This window comes from Paenibacillus sp. FSL F4-0125, from assembly GCF_038008565.1.
Classification (GTDB): Bacteria; Bacillota; Bacilli; order Paenibacillales; family Paenibacillaceae; genus Paenibacillus_AQ.
This window is the reverse complement of the sequence record NZ_JBBOZJ010000001.1, coordinates 3,076,733-3,094,310: the sequence shown is the minus strand read 5'-3', so window position 1 is coordinate 3,094,310 and position 17,578 is coordinate 3,076,733. Positions and strand designations below refer to the sequence as shown.

The 17,578-nt window shown below is 41.4% G+C and carries 21 protein-coding genes; 3 read left to right on the top strand and 18 right to left on the bottom strand.

What is annotated here, in order from left to right; genetic code table 11:
- Positions 1 to 119: 119 nt before the first annotated feature.
- The 5 genes from NST74_RS13520 to NST74_RS13500 form a co-directional block, all read right to left on the bottom strand.
- On the bottom strand, positions 120 to 869 hold the full coding sequence (locus NST74_RS13520) for a stalk domain-containing protein (RefSeq protein WP_341112516.1): 750 nt from the start codon (positions 867 to 869) through the stop codon (positions 120 to 122).
- Positions 870 to 995: 126 nt separating this feature from the next.
- Complete coding sequence (locus tag NST74_RS13515) at positions 996 to 1,793, bottom strand: M15 family metallopeptidase (RefSeq protein WP_341112514.1); 798 nt, start codon at positions 1,791 to 1,793, stop codon at positions 996 to 998.
- A 12-nt stretch (positions 1,794 to 1,805) separates the two neighbouring features.
- Positions 1,806 to 2,711: a hypothetical protein gene (locus NST74_RS13510; RefSeq protein WP_341112512.1), complete on the bottom strand. Its 906-nt coding sequence runs from the start codon at positions 2,709 to 2,711 to the stop codon at positions 1,806 to 1,808.
- Between the two features lie 67 nt (positions 2,712 to 2,778).
- Positions 2,779 to 4,104: an FtsW/RodA/SpoVE family cell cycle protein gene (locus tag NST74_RS13505; RefSeq protein WP_341112510.1), complete on the bottom strand. Its 1,326-nt coding sequence runs from the start codon at positions 4,102 to 4,104 to the stop codon at positions 2,779 to 2,781.
- On the bottom strand, positions 4,101 to 4,433 hold the full coding sequence (locus NST74_RS13500; RefSeq protein ID WP_042127319.1) for a PadR family transcriptional regulator: 333 nt from the start codon (positions 4,431 to 4,433) through the stop codon (positions 4,101 to 4,103). Before NST74_RS13500 ends, NST74_RS13505 begins: the two co-directional genes overlap by 4 nt.
- 367 nt (positions 4,434 to 4,800) lie before the next feature.
- Between NST74_RS13500 and NST74_RS13495 the strand changes: the two genes are divergently transcribed.
- The gene (locus tag NST74_RS13495; protein WP_341112505.1) at positions 4,801 to 5,334 is read left to right on the top strand and encodes a PadR family transcriptional regulator; all 534 of its coding nucleotides are present in this window, start codon (positions 4,801 to 4,803) and stop codon (positions 5,332 to 5,334) included.
- Positions 5,335 to 5,391: 57 nt separating this feature from the next.
- Positions 5,392 to 6,210: an SDR family oxidoreductase gene (locus NST74_RS13490; protein WP_341112504.1), complete on the top strand. Its 819-nt coding sequence runs from the start codon at positions 5,392 to 5,394 to the stop codon at positions 6,208 to 6,210.
- Between the two features lie 159 nt (positions 6,211 to 6,369).
- On the opposite strand, the gene NST74_RS13485 is transcribed toward NST74_RS13490, so the two are convergent.
- Both NST74_RS13485 and NST74_RS13480 read right to left on the bottom strand, forming a co-directional pair.
- Entirely contained in the window at positions 6,370 to 7,824 is a 1,455-nt protein-coding gene (locus tag NST74_RS13485; RefSeq protein ID WP_076118628.1) for a DHA2 family efflux MFS transporter permease subunit, read from the bottom strand.
- 49 nt (positions 7,825 to 7,873) lie between these two features.
- Positions 7,874 to 8,443: a TetR/AcrR family transcriptional regulator gene (locus tag NST74_RS13480; RefSeq protein ID WP_341112502.1), complete on the bottom strand. Its 570-nt coding sequence runs from the start codon at positions 8,441 to 8,443 to the stop codon at positions 7,874 to 7,876.
- A 410-nt stretch (positions 8,444 to 8,853) separates the two neighbouring features.
- Between NST74_RS13480 and NST74_RS13475 the strand changes: the two genes are divergently transcribed.
- On the top strand, positions 8,854 to 9,285 hold the full coding sequence (locus NST74_RS13475; protein WP_341112500.1) for a DUF4395 domain-containing protein: 432 nt from the start codon (positions 8,854 to 8,856) through the stop codon (positions 9,283 to 9,285).
- A gap of 12 nt (positions 9,286 to 9,297) precedes the next feature.
- Here NST74_RS13475 and NST74_RS13470 read toward each other — a convergent pair whose 3' ends face one another.
- From NST74_RS13470 to NST74_RS13420, 11 genes are all read right to left on the bottom strand, one after another.
- Positions 9,298 to 9,831, bottom strand: a complete 534-nt coding sequence (locus NST74_RS13470; protein ID WP_341112498.1) for a hypothetical protein — start codon at positions 9,829 to 9,831, stop codon at positions 9,298 to 9,300.
- A gap of 64 nt (positions 9,832 to 9,895) precedes the next feature.
- Complete coding sequence (locus NST74_RS13465) at positions 9,896 to 10,336, bottom strand: NUDIX hydrolase (RefSeq protein WP_341112497.1); 441 nt, start codon at positions 10,334 to 10,336, stop codon at positions 9,896 to 9,898.
- Positions 10,337 to 10,361: 25 nt separating this feature from the next.
- A complete protein-coding gene (locus NST74_RS13460; protein WP_341112495.1) occupies positions 10,362 to 11,237 on the bottom strand; it encodes a serine/threonine protein kinase in 876 nt (291 codons plus the stop codon).
- Between the two features lie 22 nt (positions 11,238 to 11,259).
- Complete coding sequence (locus tag NST74_RS13455) at positions 11,260 to 11,772, bottom strand: GNAT family N-acetyltransferase (RefSeq protein ID WP_341112494.1); 513 nt, start codon at positions 11,770 to 11,772, stop codon at positions 11,260 to 11,262.
- Positions 11,769 to 12,038, bottom strand: coding sequence for a PQ-loop domain-containing transporter (locus tag NST74_RS13450; RefSeq protein WP_042127303.1), 270 nt, complete (start codon positions 12,036 to 12,038; stop codon positions 11,769 to 11,771). The genes NST74_RS13455 and NST74_RS13450 overlap by 4 nt, the downstream gene beginning before the upstream one ends.
- A 65-nt stretch (positions 12,039 to 12,103) precedes the next feature.
- Positions 12,104 to 13,075 carry an ROK family protein gene (locus NST74_RS13445; protein WP_341112492.1) on the bottom strand — a complete coding sequence of 324 codons (972 nt, stop codon included), beginning with the start codon at positions 13,073 to 13,075 and terminating at the stop codon, positions 12,104 to 12,106.
- 106 nt (positions 13,076 to 13,181) lie between these two features.
- Entirely contained in the window at positions 13,182 to 14,690 is a 1,509-nt protein-coding gene (gene pdxR, locus NST74_RS13440) for a MocR-like pyridoxine biosynthesis transcription factor PdxR (protein ID WP_341112489.1), read from the bottom strand.
- 32 nt (positions 14,691 to 14,722) lie between these two features.
- Positions 14,723 to 15,034: an AzlD domain-containing protein gene (locus NST74_RS13435; RefSeq protein ID WP_339290859.1), complete on the bottom strand. Its 312-nt coding sequence runs from the start codon at positions 15,032 to 15,034 to the stop codon at positions 14,723 to 14,725.
- Complete coding sequence (locus NST74_RS13430; RefSeq protein WP_341112485.1) at positions 15,031 to 15,774, bottom strand: AzlC family ABC transporter permease; 744 nt, start codon at positions 15,772 to 15,774, stop codon at positions 15,031 to 15,033. The genes NST74_RS13435 and NST74_RS13430 overlap by 4 nt, the downstream gene beginning before the upstream one ends.
- 148 nt (positions 15,775 to 15,922) lie before the next feature.
- Positions 15,923 to 17,026 carry a PRK06851 family protein gene (locus NST74_RS13425; RefSeq protein WP_341112484.1) on the bottom strand — a complete coding sequence of 368 codons (1,104 nt, stop codon included), beginning with the start codon at positions 17,024 to 17,026 and terminating at the stop codon, positions 15,923 to 15,925.
- A 91-nt stretch (positions 17,027 to 17,117) separates the two neighbouring features.
- Positions 17,118 to 17,573 carry an NUDIX hydrolase gene (locus NST74_RS13420; RefSeq protein ID WP_341112483.1) on the bottom strand — a complete coding sequence of 152 codons (456 nt, stop codon included), beginning with the start codon at positions 17,571 to 17,573 and terminating at the stop codon, positions 17,118 to 17,120.
- Between the last annotated feature and the right edge of the window lie 5 nt (positions 17,574 to 17,578).

Genomic DNA, 17,578 nt, shown 5'->3' with positions numbered 1-17,578 from the left:
TCATCTCAGAAAGTTTATTGAAACAAAAAAAAGACTATGCATAGTCCCTTAGAAATTTCTTCTTAAGGAACGAACGCATAGCCTGTTGTACTAAAACTGTATCAATAATTTCCTCCAAATTATATGGAAGGAAGGTTTCCCTTTAATTCAACAATCTTACCCGACTTATTGAGAACAAACTCAAGGGATGCTTCCGTTACAGCAAAGCCAAGTACACATTGTATGGACATTTGATCTTCTTTTTGACTACTTTCAGTAGACTTTATGCCATGGTAAGTACCAGCTCGTGCAGTGAAATCAGCCCAATATTTCTGTAAACCCGTAACGGAAAGCGAACGCTTCATTTCATCACTAAAGAATCGATTCTCTAATTCTTGAAATTGTCCAGTGCTCAGCAGTCCCGCTATCACACTAGCTGTAACCTCGGGCGCATAAACTTCCACTAGATTAGCTTCAACATTATAAGAGGTTACCATTCCAGCACTAGTGAAAAAAGAGAGCGGAACATATAAGTGTTCCTTCTTAAGTACAACTGCATCCTTAAAATCTCTTTTTGCTGTATCATTAATGGTAATGTGGTCGTCTCCAACTTTATATTCAATCTTTTGTTTGACTCCACTTAATGTAATGGTGTCTGTGCTTTTTTGATAAGTGGTTTGATATTTTAAGACGTTTGATGTCTCTCTAAGAGGAAGCAGGACCGTAGAACCGTTTGTATAGGCTGAATACAGATCTGATTTCAGAACCTGACCATTTAAAACCACTTTCACTTCACTAGCATCTGCCCAAGCCGTAGAATAGGTAGTTCCTCCAAATCCATTTACCAATAATAGTACACTTAACACCACAACAACCGCGATTTTGTTCATCCGTTCGAAACCTCCCTTTTTTTGACTATTAGTATTATGTGCGTTTCCAGCATCTGCTAATCCTAATGGTAATCAAGCTTAACAAAAAAAGTGAATTGCTTCTTACATGGACTTTCAAGTTCTAGGTTATTCCACTTTGAAGTCAAAATATTGTTTAGGATAAGGTTCCTTGATCAACGTAAAATGCCACCATTCCTTACTGTAAGGTTTAAATCCTTGTTTTACCATCGCCTCTTTGAGAATTGCCCGATTTGCTTTCTGAGTCTTGTTAATTAAGGACGTATCGTAATAGGAGATATCTCCAAAAAAATCAAACGGGCTGCCCATATCTACCTCAGCTCCCGTTTCTTTATTTACGATCGTTAAATCGATGGTGCTGCCTCTGGAATGGCCCGATTTTTTAGCTATAAATCCGAGTTTGAATAGATTACGTTTATCCAGTCGCGGATAATATTGCTGTTTCATTTTAGTATCTACGGCATTCTGAGACCAGCTTACAAAATGATTCACTGCCGTCTGAGGACGATACGCATCATAAATTTTAAGGATGTACCCTTTGTTTGCTAAATCATCACTTACAGCCTTCAAAGCTGTTGCCGCTGTCCGCGAAAATATCGCTAAGGGCGCCTTATAGCCATCGATCCGCTTACCAACAAAATTGTTGTCCCCGTAATAACGAATCTCAAATTGTGCGGTAGGAATCACTTCATCCAGATAGACAAAACCTTGCGGTAAATGATTCTTCTTCTCCATTTGTATCTGCTGCAGCACGGAGTCTGTTGAAGAGCCGACATAAGCAGCATAAGTACTGCCCATAAACATAGTGTTTGTCCACAATAACAGCACAAGTGTGAAAACTGCGATTATTGTTCCTCTTAATCCCATTCTCAATTGAGCCAGCCACTTCTCAGATGTTGTCTTCACATATTCTAATAATTATGAGTTTACGGTTTCAACTAGAAATTTTTCGATTACAGGTGTGAATTTATTATTCGTAGAATTAAGTAATTGCAGCAGCTTTTCTAAAATCGAAAGAATTCTAGTATCGACTTTGCTATCTTTTAGTGCACCCTCATATGCCTTTTTTACTTCTGGTTTAATTACTCGCTCATCATAGTCATATGCAGGTGTATTACTTGTTCCATATAATAAGCGAGACGTTGCAAGGAGAAGTTCTTTTTGAAGAGCGGTTGAACGGTTAGAAGCAGGATATTTCGTCACAAAATCCTCTAGCGCAAGCGCCCTGTTCGTTAACTCGGTCCAACTAATCACAATCGCTGCATCAGAGACACTCGGTTGATTAGATTCGGTGGCCATAATATCAATATATGCTGCAATGTCCTTTGTAACATACGGCTTAAAAATCTTAAATCCCTCATAATGCATCACCGGATAGTACATGCCCTCACTGGTCTCCATCTTATATCCCTTATCCCGGCCTTCAATTAACACGTTGCGTACGTTGGCATCTTTGATCGTATTAAGGAGTGAGGTATAGGTGAGATTTTTGTTTTTGGAAAAAGCATTATTTATCTCTTTCTGCATCTTGTCCGGAAAAACCTTTTCTGAGTATACAGATAAATGAGCCTTCTGTGCATTCTCGAGCTGGAGAGTCATCCGTGTCGCTGTCCAGTCATCCACTTCTTTGATGTGGTTAATTAAATAATTACGTGCGGCAGCAAGAGATGTCGGCTTCTGTACATACTGCTGGAATTGATTATAGACATTTAGCGTTTCCGTTACCGTTGCGGCAAGTACTGGCTCTATAACCAAAGTACTAAATCCTGTCACTGAACCAAGGGTTATAGCAATACTTAACAAGCTTGCTTTTTTCCAGTTCAATTAATGACCTCCTTATGCCATATATGTAATTGTACTTAATATTTAGACATACGGGAAGATCCTGAATCTAATCCAGCGCAGTATTATTATGAACGCCTTCAATATCCTTCCTACGATAAATGCCCATCAAAAGTCCAATCGCAGCATATTCAAACCATACATGACTCCCATAGCTGAGAAACGGAAATGGAATTGAGGTCAGCATCATACCCCCGCTCAAAACAGCAAGACCATAGGCAAATCTTATAGCAAGAAAAAATGCTAAGCCAACAACAAGTGCCTGTCCGTAAGGTTCACGAATAGCTCGTATCGTTAAAAGAAGCTTAATGAAAAGCCAGGTTATAACAGCTACCAGAAGCAATCCACCCGCCCAACCAAAGCAATGAATAAGATAGACTGGCAACATATCGGAGTATACATACGGCAGTTTTTGTTCTACTGATCCGAATCCGTGACCCCACCACCCAGCTGAACGAATTACTTCACGCATGACTTGATAAATATATCCATAACCTTCCGGATCTAAAGATGGATTTATTGCATTTATGAATCTAGCCAGCAAATACTCACTATTTAATATAAAAAATAGTCCAGCTATTGAAAAGAACCCTAACAACACGACGCTCTTTAACCAATTTCGAATAATCCATAAATACAGTACTAGTGAGGAGACAAGATACAATACTAACTCTGGAAGAGCGTTTAAAGAGATAAGCAACAACGCGGGGAGTAACAAAATGCCTACTTCGAACAGCCCGCTTCGCCAAGTTTTCTTGATAGCTGCTTCCCTACGATTTACTAGAATACCTGTTAGCGCAACAATCAGCATAAAAGGACGATAGGATGTCATGTCAGGTAAAATCAAAAAGATCCTAGGACCATAATTCACACCGTTCACTTGCGTTCCCCATCCAATACTCACTAATATCCCTATTATAGAAGTAGCATATAACACCCAAGAAAGTCCTTTTAGTCTTCTGAAATCAATGAAGTACAATCCAAACATCAATACAGTTCCTATGAGTATATTTATGGACTGCCGTCTAAGCGCATTATCTAAAAAAGAACCTTTAACAATATCACTATAGCCAGCATCCACAGAGCCCATTCCGATCAAACTAATCACGGACAACAAAGCAATAACTCCAAACAATCCCCAAGGAACTCGTGGTTTATGTATTTGATGAAGTTCCTTCCCTAATGTTTGCGGATTCCCCATTTGTGCGATTGCCCAAGCTATTGCTTCATCTCGGAGCATGCCGGTCGCTTCTTTTTCACAGATCAAATCTTCTAAATGACTGGCTAATTCTTGGCGTATTTCTGGATGAGTTTTTTTCGCTTTAATCTCTGCACATACTTCGTCCAAAAATTGCTGCTGCCTTTCTATCATCATACATTCCCCTCTCCCAGAACAGAATCAACTGCACCTTTGAACATAACCCATTCTGCCCTTTTCTCCTTGAGCTTCTCTTTACCTTCATCCAGAATTCTATAGTACTTCCGTTTCCTTCCGTCTACCTCCATCCAATAGGCTTCAACCCAGCGTTCACTTTCCATCGCATGCAGGATCGGATATAAGGTTCCTTCTTTTAACGAAAAAATGCCCTGTGATCTCTGCTCCAACGCTTTGATCAGTTCATAACCATATAACGGCTTCTCCAGTAAAAGAGTCAGAATCAACGTGCCTGTACTGCCCTTCAGCATTTCTTTACTTACTTTCAATGGTCTGCACCTCCTGATTACTAAAGTCCAATGATTAAAATTTGAATATCCTGTTATATTAATTATCCTTCAATACCTAGAATAACTATACATCGTAAATCTATGTATGTAAAATCTACGCTTATTGGTTACTCTGACATGTATAATATTACGTAAAAAACAACAATAGAAAAAATTAAACGACGATCGTTCCACGGTGTTCTGCCGATGGGTGATCGTCGTTTTTCTAAATACCTCTATATAATAATCACTCCTCCTACTTGTAATCAAAATATATTTATTCAATATATATTGACACAATATATATTGGTTCGATATATTATAAGCGTGATATACAAATATTTCTAAACAACAAGGAGGTTCTGTTTTGAACAGTCAGGATGTTATTTTAGGCATGCTTATGAAAGGATCGAAGACTGGTTACGAAATAAAACAGTTATTGGAGGATGTATTCTCTAATTTCTATAGTTCTAGTTATGGAACGATTTATCCCACACTTGCCCGCATGGAAAAGGAGGGTTTGATAACTAAGGAAAATGTGCAGCAGGAAGGTAAGCCTAATAAGAATCTTTTAAACATCACGGATAAAGGAAGAGATAGTTTTAACGCCTATTTACTAGCCCCACTAGAGGCTGACAGTATTAAGAAATCTGATTTTATGATGAGGCTATACTTTGGTGAATTTGTTGGGTATGACAAGGTGATTCTTTGGTTGAAGCAAGTACAGGAGGAATCACAACAGAAACTAGATCAATTACTTGAGCAGTATTTACTTTATAAAGATACAATGCATCCAGCACAGATCATCTGTATCCAAATTGGCATAGAAGAATATAAAGCAAAGCTCAAAATCATTGCCGAAGGATTGTCAAACATGGAGCAGTTAGTGCTTACAAAGTAAGTTTGTACGTACCAAGTGAAGAGGTAACGCTCAAAAAACTTTTAGGAGGAATTGTTAATGAAAACAATTTTTATAACAGGTGCTTCGTCTGGCATTGGGAAAACTACAGCAAAACATTTTGCTGAAAGAGGATGGAACGTCGTAGCCACGATGCGCTCACCTGAACAAGAAAGTGAACTTATTACACTTGATAATGTATTGGTTTTACAGCTTGATGTTGAGAAATCAGACACAATTCAACCTGCGTTAGCGGAAGCGATTAAGCGGTTCGGTAAAATTGACGTTCTTCTCAATAATGCTGGTTATGGAACAATGGGTCTTATAGAAGTAGCTACAGATGAGCAGATCAGAAGACAGTTTGAAGTGAACGTGTTTGGTCTTATCAGTATGACTAAAGCCATATTGCCACATTTTAGATCGAATCAAGAGGGTTTACTGATCAATATCTCTTCTATGGGAGGGAAAGTAACCTTTCCTACGATGTCTCTGTATCATTCAACTAAATTCGCCGTAGAAGGTTTTTCTGAATCCGTATCTTATGAATTAGCATCACAGAACATTAAAGTTAAGCTAATTGAACCAGGTGCTATTCAAACGGACTTTGGTGGAAGATCTATGGAGTTCTTTTTTAATGATGCATTAACGGATTATAAACCCTTTACTACTGCATTCTTGGGTAAATTAGGTGAGATGGAAAAACAACCTTCCTATGCTTCACCTCCAGAAATTGTTGCGGAAACAATATATCAAGCCGCCACAGATGGGACAAGTCAATTCCGGTACATTGTTGGAGAAGATGCAAAAATGCTCATTCAAATGAAAGAAAATACAGATGAAGAAGAGTATCTGACTAATATAGCCCAGCATTTTTCTTAAAAAGAAGTTAGGTGGCGGACGCTTCTCGGTATTCTACCGGGGAGAGGTCCCTCTTTCTTGTTATGAGTAAAAAAATCCCCTCCGATTAACAGTGGTATGTTCATACGTACATGAACCTTCTCCACTATCTACCGTAAGGGGATTTTACAAGCTTAAGGATTAATGCATTGGTGTATTCATTTTATGATCAACAACTACTCTTTTTACGAAGAACGCAAGAATTAGACCTACAATTGCCATACTCATTCCGAAAATAAATGCATTTTGCACACCTTGCGTGAACGCTGGCAACATATTAGCCGGATCGGCTGGATCAGCCACAGTCTTCATATAACTCTTAGAACCTGCAGACATAATGCTGACAGCTAATGCAGTACCGATCGCACCAGCAACCTGCTGCAATGTATTCATGATCGCTGTACCATCAGGATATAATTCTAGCGGCAGCTGGTTAATTCCGTTGGTTTGTGCAGGCATAAATACCATCGACACACCAATCATAAGCGTACTGTGAAGTACGATTACGAATACGACTGTAGAAGCTACAGTAATACTGGAGAAGAACCATAAAGCTGTAGCAGCAATAATCAGGCCTGGAATAACAAGCCATTTGGGACCGTATTTGTCGAACAGACGACCCATGATTGGGGACATCAGTCCGTTAATAATTCCCCCTGGAAGTAGCAGCAAGCCTGCCTTGAACGCTGTATATCCCTGACCCTGTTGAAGATACATTGGAAGAATCAACATGGATGATAGAATAACCATCATACAAATAAATACCATAGCCACACCAATGGAGAACATTGGATATTTAAAAGCACGCAGATTAATCATAGGCTGCTTCATCTTCATTTGGCGCAAGCCGAACAATAAGAGTGATACTACACCTACTACGATAGCTATGATTACTTTTGGACTTCCCCAACCGGCTTCTTCACCGGCACTGCTGAAACCAAACACGATTCCACCAAACCCGATCGATGATAATGCTATGGAGAGGATGTCGATCTTCGGCTTCGTAACCTTCGTTACGTTCTGCATGAAGAGGATCCCGAATATCAACGCGATCACCAGGAAGGGCAGAGACAGCCAGAAGATCCAGTGCCAGCTAAGACTTTCAATTAGAAGTCCGGCAATAGTAGGACCGATCGCTGGCGCTACCATGATAACCAAACCAATCATCCCCATCGCGGCACCACGTTTTTCAGGAGCAATGATGATAAGGATCGTATTGAACATAAGCGGTAATAGAAGCGCTGTACCCATTGCTTGTACCACACGCGCTGTTAATAGGAACTCAAAGCTAGGTGATACTGCAGCTAGAAACGTTCCTAGTATTGAAAAACATAATGCAGCAACAAACAACTGTCTAGTCGAGAACCACTGAAGCAGCATACCCGAAATCGGTACTAGAATACCCAGTGTAAGCAGATAAGCTGTCGTTAACCATTGTGCTGTTGCTGGAGTGATTTGAAGGACATTCATAAGATCACTTAAAGCTACATTTAGTGCGGTTTCACTGAACATTCCGATAAATCCTGCAAGTAGTAATGATACTAGAATCGGAATGGTTTTAAACTTCTTTACTTCCTTTTGTTGCTTTCCTTGCATAGTTGCTTCCACTCTTAATCCCCCTGATGTTCTTATCTATTGTCTCTCTCTAACCAAGTATTGCTGGGATAATCTTCGCCGCCGCGAGAAGCGGCTGTTCATCCCGTAAAGTCAGCGTCTGAAGAAGCGCTCCTTCAAATAATGAGACTACTACTGAAGCCTTATCGGCTGCAGTGTTGCCCTCCACACCTTCTTCCAGAAGGCGTTTCTTGATCACATCCTGCAAGTCCATAAACACAGATTTACATGCAGTCCGCAGCTCCTCACTAATACAAGAGGTCTCCGCCGCTAACCAAAAACTGAACGGAACGATCCCCTCAAATGAAGATTCTACTGCTTCCATAGCCATTCCGAGAATAAAGTCCTCCATTGCTTCAGCTGCACTATTGCTGCTCTCCATATGACAGTTCAGCTTCTGAGCGACTGTTAGACTATTCCGGTTAATGCATGTTAAAGCCAGCTCTTCTTTACCGTGAGGGAAGTAGTAATAAAGGGATCCCTTCGGTGAATCGCTGTCTTTAATAATCTGATTTAGTCCTGTTGCATGATATCCCTGAGAAAAAAATAATTTCGAAGCGGTGTCCAGAATCGCCTCTCGCGTATTCGGCTTGTTCGACAAGCTGACACTTCCTTTGCATTATAACAATTGGTCTACATAATAAAACCATATTTTTAAGAGATATGTCAACATATAAATTACTTAAATTCAAAGTAATTTGGTGGAAGTAAGGTAGCAGGCTTACCAACATCTGCTCAGTACATCTTGTTCACCCCATCGGACTCAGATGCAGCTATTTTTGATAAAACTGGCTTTTAGACACATTATCGGACCTGTGTGACACTATTTCACTAAAATGGAGTACTTTCTATCTATTTTTGAGCACCTAGCTGCATTGGAGTCTGATAGTTCACCTTCACCGAGAAAATATTCAAGCCTCTCGCCCACCTTATCCGCCCGAAATTATCTACTTCCCAATCCCTCATCCTCAGCGTATACTATAATTATTCCAATGAGAAAGGTGTGAATTTATGCAGGACGTGCCTAAAGGAATTCCACGGCCATTAGTAAAGACTAATCAGGCGTTTATCGTCATTTCAGTAATATTAACATGGCTAACAGGACAGCACTGGATCCTAGCGCTGCCCTTGTTCGCCGGATTGCTTGGCCTCTTGTTCGGTTACAATCCCATTATTAAGCTCGCTGCTAAGTTTCTGACCAAAGAACGTTCGCACTATGTACTCGAAGACTGGTCACAACAACAGTTTAACCAAACCATTGCTGTCTTCTGCCTAGCAGGTGGTCTGATCAGCTTCTTCGCTGGCTGGACGATTGCTGCTTATATTTTCACAACGCTCGTTGCAGTGGCGGCTACGGTTGCGATTTTTGGTTTTTGCATCGGATGTTTTATCCATTATCAGTGGAGAATGTACAATTACAGACGTAAACAAAGCACAAATTAAATTGCCAAACCCCTAATCCCGTTCTTCTCCAACAACATCCCAACGATGACGAAACTTTAACAATCGTGGATGAAGTGATGGTGCTGCTGATGTCAGCAATAACCGAATCTTTACAATCCACTCTTCAAATGAGGAATATGACGCAAACTGATTTGCCACCTCAGGCGTTAAATACAAAAAAATCGGCGAAGGATAGATTTCAACAAGATGCCGAAGCGCCGAATCGAGCGGAGTATACTTCTTTCGCTTCCCTTCCAAGCTCTCTACCGTGATGAAGCTACGTCCTTGTTCCCTTTTCCACTCATGCAGCCGGTCTTCACGCTTATAATAAGCGCTCACCGGCTCTTTTGTCATTCGTCTCACCGTTTCTTCATGAAGCGGATACAGCACTAGCTTAGTGAAGCGCCGATCTGCTGCAGTCTTTGCTGCGATTTCAAGTTCCTGATCGGTGATATGCTCAAAAGAATCGTAAAACACTAACGTCCCTTTACGTTGTTCAACGGGTGGCTCATAGCCGTAGGGAACATGCTGAATGTCTCTTTTCAATGAAACCCCTCCTGCTTGTTCTATTCATTAATCATATCATGTGACAACGGCAGGGCTATCATTCTTATCTTGCAGCTGAAGACGAACTGTTGATGAAATCCTGAACTTTTGAAATTAGAGTGGGATAAATCAATGGATAAGTTAGATTCGTTGGGATATCAGTAAATCCTTTGATTTCTGCCATCTCATATGGCGGGAGCTCAGCGAATTGTTTCACATTTGCAAAAAATAGCTTTCCATAACTCCCAGGTGCATCATCCATGGTTACCTTATAAATGGTTATCGGGACGATAGAGAATTGCTCCGCTCCCGTTTCCTCAAATAACTCTCTAGCCGCTGCCTGCTCCGGTGTCTCGCCTACTTCTATATGACCTCCGGCAAACTCCCACGTCGAACGATCCTGATGTCTTGCTAAGATCCATTCTTCACCATGCTTAACCATAATAACAACGTATTCTAAATCAACTTCTTTTTCCTTTTCAAGATTAAATAAGCTTACCAGCAATTCGATCCCTCACTTTCCCACTGCTTCAGATACTCCCAGTCTCATCCCATGCTAATTTAAATGCTGCTACGCTCTGAAACCGCTCTTCCCGCTCCAAGCTGACTGCCCGCAAAGCAACATCGTATTGGGCTTGGCTCGCTTCCCATTTTGCAAACGATCGATCGGATGCTCCTCCTAAAAGAACAAATGCAGTGGCTCCCATATTGAATACATTTGTAACTTCATCAATCGGTGCACCTAAAATAAACTCTTCCGGTGACTTGAATCTTGATGAGCCCCAGAAGTTCTCGCCCAGATCATTTACAGTAGGCTTAAGTCTATAAAAATCAATATCACAAATCCTTGTTTCATCGTTTGCAAAATCATACAGAATACTTCCATCATAAAAATCCACTGCTACATAACCCTGCAACTCAACAAGCTCATGAAACGAAAAGATCACGTCTAAGGACGCTAAACGTTGTTCAACAGATAAATGCTTATAGCGGTAAAAAGGCGACTCCGGATGGCTCAGCTTAGCTTCACCCGCAAAAAGCCAATGTGAATGTAAACATTCACCTGTAAACCATTCAAATACCGCTGCATACCCCGTCCCAACTTCAAAATGTGACACCAAATGGATCAGCGAGTTAGATTCAAGTTCGTTATACAACGGGATAGCTTCAATTAAACGGCTAACAGCATCCAAGGGATTCCCGTCGAAGGTCAAAGGCTTTGCCCCAGCAAATTTCACAAAAAACTTCTGCCCTTCCTTCTCCACACCAAAAGAAAGATTTCCAGAGTCCTGCTGGTCAAACACTTTAAACACCATACCTAGCTTTGTTAACCATGCAAAATCATAAGGCTCCTGCAATTGAAAAGTTACCGCGTCAATTTCATATGTATATTTTTTTTCGCTCAACTGTACCTCCGCATTTACTAATTTAAGTTAGTTCTATTTTCATAAAGATTCCGGCGATGGTTGTTTCCTGTGGACCGGTTCTTTTGACAATCTCATATGGCTTAAATCCTAACCTGGAATATAATAACATCCCTTTGGTATTTACATTATGACAAACTAGATGTAACTCATGAAGCTGTAAGTCCTCTTTAGCAGCAGCCAGCATGGTATGGATCAAATACTCCGCGGCTCCTTTACCTCTATAATCGGGTGAAATAATAACATTCCCTAGCCAGTACAACTCTTGTTCTTGTTGGTAATATAAATTGGCGTATCCGATGACTTGGTCGTGTTCATTTAGAATCACTGTTTGCTTATCCCGGCCTTGTGCAGCCTGCTCTAATTGTTCAGAGGTAAGTGGATATTCCAGCTTGGGCGACATAAAGAACACTTCCGTTGAATCTTTAGGAAAAGCACATATTGTGGCATAGTCTGTAGATACTGCTTTTCGATAACTGTATTTCATTCCGTTTCCTTCCTTCTTAACTTCATTCATGTTCTTGTTCGATATTTAATCACTAGAATAATAACCAGCAGCACAACACATAGGGACATCGTATTTGTAATTAGAAAAGCTAAACCTACTCCCGTAACCGCCAAACTGATCGCGTAAGCTTCCATTAGACTAATCCCGAGCAGCATTAGCAAATACGACTTTAAGTTTAAATCGGCTACGGATTTGGATTTCAAGATCTGAACAATCTGAGGAATCCAACCTAAAGACAGGATCACTCCACCTATTAATTGCATGACTGCAAACATAACAGCACCTCCACGGATTGTATTACTGTTGTATTCCGGGCGGCTCAGTCTGGTTCCAATTTATGTCAAAATAACTGAAGCTTACTATAGGCATAAGAGGCGGCACCAATAGTACCCGCCCGATTCCCAAGCTCTGCTTGAACAATTTTACACTTACTGCTGGATAGCTTCAATGCATGCTGACTTACTGTTTCTCTTACAGGTTGGAGCAATTTATCGCCCGCAGCAGCCATCCCTCCACCTACAATAATTAGATCAGGATTGAGAATATTCACCACATTTGCTAATCCAAATCCAAGGATAGTGCCGGTCTCCTGCATAACCTCAATGGAGAGGGCGTCTCCGAGTTCGTAAGCTTCAGATATCATTAACGCGGTAATTAGCTCTTCCTGAGCATTCGTCCACGTCTGAATCATACTGGTTCGGCCTTCCTTTAGCTTCTCTTTAAACGTATTCACCATGCCAATAGCGGAGACATATCTACCTAGGCAACCCGAGCTCCCGCATTTGCAGGGACGTCCGTTTCTGTACATATTCATATGTCCGATTTCACCAGCGCTGTAGGCCGTACCGTAGATTACTTTTCCGTCGTTCACGATACCCGATCCTAATCCTGTTCCCAAGGTAATCAGAACCAGATTGTTGTAACCTCTACCTGCGCCTTGCAGCCATTCTCCATAAAGATTAACCCTCACATCATTATCAATAAAAACAGGAAAGTCATAGAACGCACTCATCTCGTCAACAACATGTACATGCTCCCAATCCGGAAAATTCGGCGAGAAAAAAGAAACTCCAGCAACCGGATCTAATAATCCGGGCACTCCGATTCCCATACTTACTACTAAATCAAATGAAATATTTGCTTCAACAGTAATCAGACGTACAGCTTCTCTAATCCGTCCCAGTACATGTGATGGCCCTTTAGCTGCCTCAGTAGGTGTAGATATTTCTTTTACAGCTATAAAATCGGTGTCGTATATTCCTGCTTTGATATTCGTTCCACCGAGATCAATCCCAATAATATATCGTTTCATAAGAACCTCCAGAATTAGAAATAACTTACCCTTTCATTATGAATGCCTGAAGGCTGAAACTATAGAGTAAACATACAAGTTATATGATAAAGTTCCAACATTTCTATTACAAATGACTTCTACTAACTGTCGCTTCTATTTCGGCTAACATCAGTCTGTTCACACCCATCTTAATCTGATTCTCGGTGAGATTGGAATAGCCTAGTAGAAACACTGGGCCCTTAGGTTTGCTCTCCAGAAAATAAGAAGATGCAGGATATACGCGAACACCGTACCGTAGCGCCACTTCAGCAATGCGATTCTCCTCGGCATTCGACTCCAACTCTATCAATAAATGCAGTCCGGCTTCCTCGCCATAATATCGCACACGACTTCCAAATTCAGTATTCAAACTGTTTACGAGACAGGCTCTGCGTGAGGCATACAGCTTTCCCATCTGCGTAACATGCCTTGCATAGTGACCATTCTGAATAAATTCTGCTAACGCTTCCTGGTCCAGAGCAGAAGACATTCGATCTGTAATCCATTTAACAGCTAAAAAAGGCTGAAGCAAAGTCGGAGGCAACACAACATAACCTATCCGCAGAGAAGGAAATAATACTTTACTAAAACTGCCTACATAAATAACTCGCCCCTCAGTATCTAGACCAGCAAGCGCGGATAATTTCGGACCCTCGTACCTATATTCACTGTCATAATCGTCTTCAATAATAAAAGCATGATTCGCTTTCGCCCAATCCAACAACTGAACTCTTCGCTTCAAAGACAGCGTTGTCCCTGAAGGGAACTGGTGAGAAGGAGTAACATAGACTAGCTTTGGCGTTTTTTTAAGATTACCATCTTGATCGTTATCACTGTTTGTTTGGAATTGTTCTACACAGATGCCATCTTGATCTACCTTAACAGGTAAGACCTCTACCCCAGCAAAAGAAAAAATTTCACGTACAACGCTATGTGATGGATCTTCAACAATGACATGGTCACCTTTAAACAAGAATATCCTCGATAAAATATCGAGCGCTTGCGTAGCCCCAGACGTAATCACAATTTGTTCCGGAACAACGGGCATAGACCGTGTGGAACGTAATAAACGTGCAATCTCTCGACGCAATCCCAGTGAACCCTCCGCAGGACCATAACCTAACGTATCCGGTGAAGCGCGGCGGCAAGCATTCATAAGGGCCTTTTGCCATTGATCCATAGGAAACGCGTCCCAAGCAGGAACACCATGTCGAAAATCGCAAAACACCGGATTCAAATGATCCACTTCTCTAGTAGACGGAGGGTTAAGCGCAAGGAAATCAGGTCCCTTCGTTACAAAATTGTAAGGGTTCTCATAAACCTTTGTCACTTTCTCTTCCAACGTCAACTCCGCAATAAACGTTCCCGCTCCTTTTCTCATCTCCAGATACCCTTCTGCCTGTAGCAGCTCATAGGATTGAAGGATCACGCTTCTGGATACGCCAAGCTGATTAGCTAAAGTTCTAGACGGAGGCAGGGGGTCACCCCCGCTTAAAGCTCCTGAATGGATAGCATTTCGAACTTGCTCGTAAATTTGACGGCTAAACGGAATCTGTCGTTCTTTATCGATTGTGATCAGCAAATCATGCTTCATAAGAGGTCCTCCCCTTCTGTCCCGACTTTTGTTCAAAAATAAAGGGTAAGCATTTTTACGAGTAGTGCTGCGGAAACAGAGCCTAGAATCACGAGGAGCAGCGGAATTTTTCTAATTAATACCAGTATAACAGCGACAGTCCCTGATGCGATACCCACAAGATTAACATCTGGGTCTACCTGAATGATTCCAGGTACCGTTAGGGCACTAAGAACTGCTATAGGCAAATACTCCAGCAACGCTTGAACTTTGGAGGGTCCATTCGAATGATTTGTAAGTAGCAAAGGCACAAAACGAAATAAAAATGTTATAACAGCCATACCCACAATGATTAAGATAGTCATAGGGATACCCCTTTCTCCGCTTGAACTCGCACTCTAAACAAGGTGCCCACTACCATGCCGATTATCATAGCTACAAGGATCGAAGAGTTTCCCAGCAAGGGGTGTAGCAGCCATGATGATCCTGCAGCTGATATACATATAGCCATATTCGGTAAGCTGCCTTTCAATTGAGGTACAACAAGTGCAATCAGCAAGGCGTATAATGAAGTGTTTAGCGCCGGTAAATAAAAAGCTGGAATATAGGAAGCAAGGGTTATCCCTGAAGCCGTAGCTATCAGGTTAGCGACATAGGGAGGGATTTGTAAGCCCAGCAAATAAGGAAGCTCTAGGGGTTGGTTAGTTTTTTCATTCACTGATTTAGGGTTTGCTTTCTCTCGAGTGAGCATACTAACTGCGTATACCTCTTCTGTTAAACTAAAGCCAATCCAGGTTCGCGCAAGATAGCTAATATTACGATTCAACTGCCCTCCAAAGGATAAGCTGATAAACAAATATCTTAGGTTAATGATCAGCGTAAGCAGTAAAATGACTGGAGCGGCTGCTCCTGCGGCAAGCATTTTTACACCTATAAATTGACTAGCCCCCGCAAATACTAGCGCTGACAATAAGAATACCTCCAGACTACCGAGACCTAACCCCTTACCGACCAATCCAAACGTAAAGCATGCAGGGATAAATCCTGCAACGATTGCGACGGAATCTTTAAGCCCTGTTCTAAACAGTTCTTTCTGATCATTCATAAGTTTCTCTCTCCCTTATCGTTGTCCTAGAGAGAGCATACTTGGATACCGATCCAGTGAAAATGACCGCATGGGTGCGTATGTACCATACCAATTTCTATTCTCATAAAAAAGACCGCCCTCTAAGAGAACGATCTTTAATGAAGCTTTATACCTCCAGTGGACTTTCAACAATCTCGTTAATTTCCTGTACGATCTGCGATCTAATCTGATCTAATCGATTAATGTTCACGGTAGAAGCATAAATTTGCTTTAACGCATCAAGGAATACCTTTGCGTCTGTCAGATGCTGTGTGGACTGTTTCATGGTGCTGGAGTACCGTTCTTTAATGCCGGCTATAGCTTCGGAGAATTCTTCATCTGTACCAGGTTGTATACAACGCGAATACATATCGACAATCTCATCAGTGACACGATCTGGATAATACTCATGTGGAGCCGTGCTATCAAAAATAGCAAATCCAAGCTCACGCACAATAATCATATCAAGGCTATTTGGATCGAAGCCACAGTGGTAAATTTCAACATCGTAGCCACGCTTGATGCCTTCAGCCGCTATTTTTTTCAACAGTGTAGATTTTCCGGAGCCCGCACGTCCTTTAACCAAATATCTTTTTAATCCTGCGGTTAGATTAGGAACAAAATCCACTGCCCCCTTAGGCGTCGCCGCCCCTAAAAAACGATGATCTATCCGGCTGGAATGTTCAGATTTCTGATCATCATACAAAAGCTTAATATACTCTTGTGTCAGCTCATCAGCTGCTTGAAAATTCATTGTCGCGATATATATCGCTTCCCATTCGTCATGAATGCGAAGGGCTTCAGCAAAACCAGCGTAAGCAAAATCATGCTCTTGGCTGATTGCTGCAACTAATTTATCGATTTCCAACTTGTGCTGGCTTAACTGAAACAGATCAACCGCTTGCTCCAAATCCACGAACACGATAGTCTCTTCAGGAAGATCAGGGTTAATTACACGCGGAGCAGCTCCATCCACAATTCCTATATTTAATTTAGGAATAATCACACCGTCGAATGAATCGTTATCTGATGCAGTGTGGATGAACCAAATCTCATAGCCTTGTTGATTAAACTGCTCTCCGATTTCTGCAATCAGCTTGGTCTGCCCCGTTCCGGGACCTCCTTTTAATACAAACAGACGTGTTAAACTTTGCAATGACGACTCATAGAGATTGTAAAAGCCGTGAGCCGTATTGCCGCCAGCAAAGAAATTCAGGATTGTTCCGTTCATAATCGCACACCTTTCCGGGCTAATGTCATGGTTCATAATTCATCGTATTATTGACCGCTGGGAAAGGTGACACTTTAAGTGAGATGTGGTCTTACTTCATAAAATGATCCATAAATCTCTTAATGACTGGAACATCAGGAGGTGACAACTCGCTAGGCAATTCTCCATAATTAAAAAAACGGACTTCTTGTACTTCAATTCCATCTTCTTTAAGCGCACCGTCAAATTCCGTACTTAGATAAGCGGCTACTACATTATATACTTCATCACCGTTTGGATATTTGTAATAAAGTTCTTGTCCAGAGAACATGTCAAACAATTCAAGTCCTCTGGCTTGTAAACCTGTCTCCTCAAAAAGTTCCCTTTTAGCAACCTCTTCCAAAGTCTCCCCAAGCTCCATCGAGCCACCTGGCAATCCCCAGCAACCGTTGTCTGTTCTACGTTGTAAGAGTAATTGCTGTTCGCTACACAACAAAACACAGGCTCCTGCCATAATAAGCGGCCTGGTACCTACCTGTTTTCTTAGCTCCATAATATAATTACTCATCAAAC

Excerpts from the sequence above, each read along its gene's own strand:
- NST74_RS13435 (WP_339290859.1), bottom strand. The coding sequence starts at position 15,034 with ATGACTATCTTAATCATTGTGGGTATGGCTGTTATAACATTTTTATTT.
- NST74_RS13450 (WP_042127303.1), bottom strand. The coding sequence starts at position 12,038 with ATGTTTGCAGTCATGCAATTAATAGGTGGAGTGATCCTGTCTTTAGGT.
- NST74_RS13505 (WP_341112510.1), bottom strand. The coding sequence starts at position 4,104 with ATGATGATAGAAAGGCAGCAGCAATTTTTGGACGAAGTATGTGCAGAG.
- NST74_RS13455 (WP_341112494.1), bottom strand. The coding sequence starts at position 11,772 with ATGAATGAAGTTAAGAAGGAAGGAAACGGAATGAAATACAGTTATCGA.
- NST74_RS13430 (WP_341112485.1), bottom strand. The coding sequence starts at position 15,774 with ATGAATGATCAGAAAGAACTGTTTAGAACAGGGCTTAAAGATTCCGTC.
- NST74_RS13420 (WP_341112483.1), bottom strand. The coding sequence starts at position 17,573 with ATGAGTAATTATATTATGGAGCTAAGAAAACAGGTAGGTACCAGGCCG.
- NST74_RS13520 (WP_341112516.1), bottom strand. The coding sequence starts at position 869 with ATGAACAAAATCGCGGTTGTTGTGGTGTTAAGTGTACTATTATTGGTA.
- NST74_RS13490 (WP_341112504.1), top strand. The coding sequence starts at position 5,392 with ATGAAAACAATTTTTATAACAGGTGCTTCGTCTGGCATTGGGAAAACT.
- NST74_RS13445 (WP_341112492.1), bottom strand. The coding sequence starts at position 13,075 with ATGAAACGATATATTATTGGGATTGATCTCGGTGGAACGAATATCAAA.
- NST74_RS13485 (WP_076118628.1), bottom strand. The coding sequence starts at position 7,824 with ATGCAAGGAAAGCAACAAAAGGAAGTAAAGAAGTTTAAAACCATTCCG.
- NST74_RS13475 (WP_341112500.1), top strand. The coding sequence starts at position 8,854 with ATGCAGGACGTGCCTAAAGGAATTCCACGGCCATTAGTAAAGACTAAT.
- pdxR (WP_341112489.1), bottom strand. The coding sequence starts at position 14,690 with ATGAAGCATGATTTGCTGATCACAATCGATAAAGAACGACAGATTCCG.
- NST74_RS13425 (WP_341112484.1), bottom strand. The coding sequence starts at position 17,026 with ATGAACGGAACAATCCTGAATTTCTTTGCTGGCGGCAATACGGCTCAC.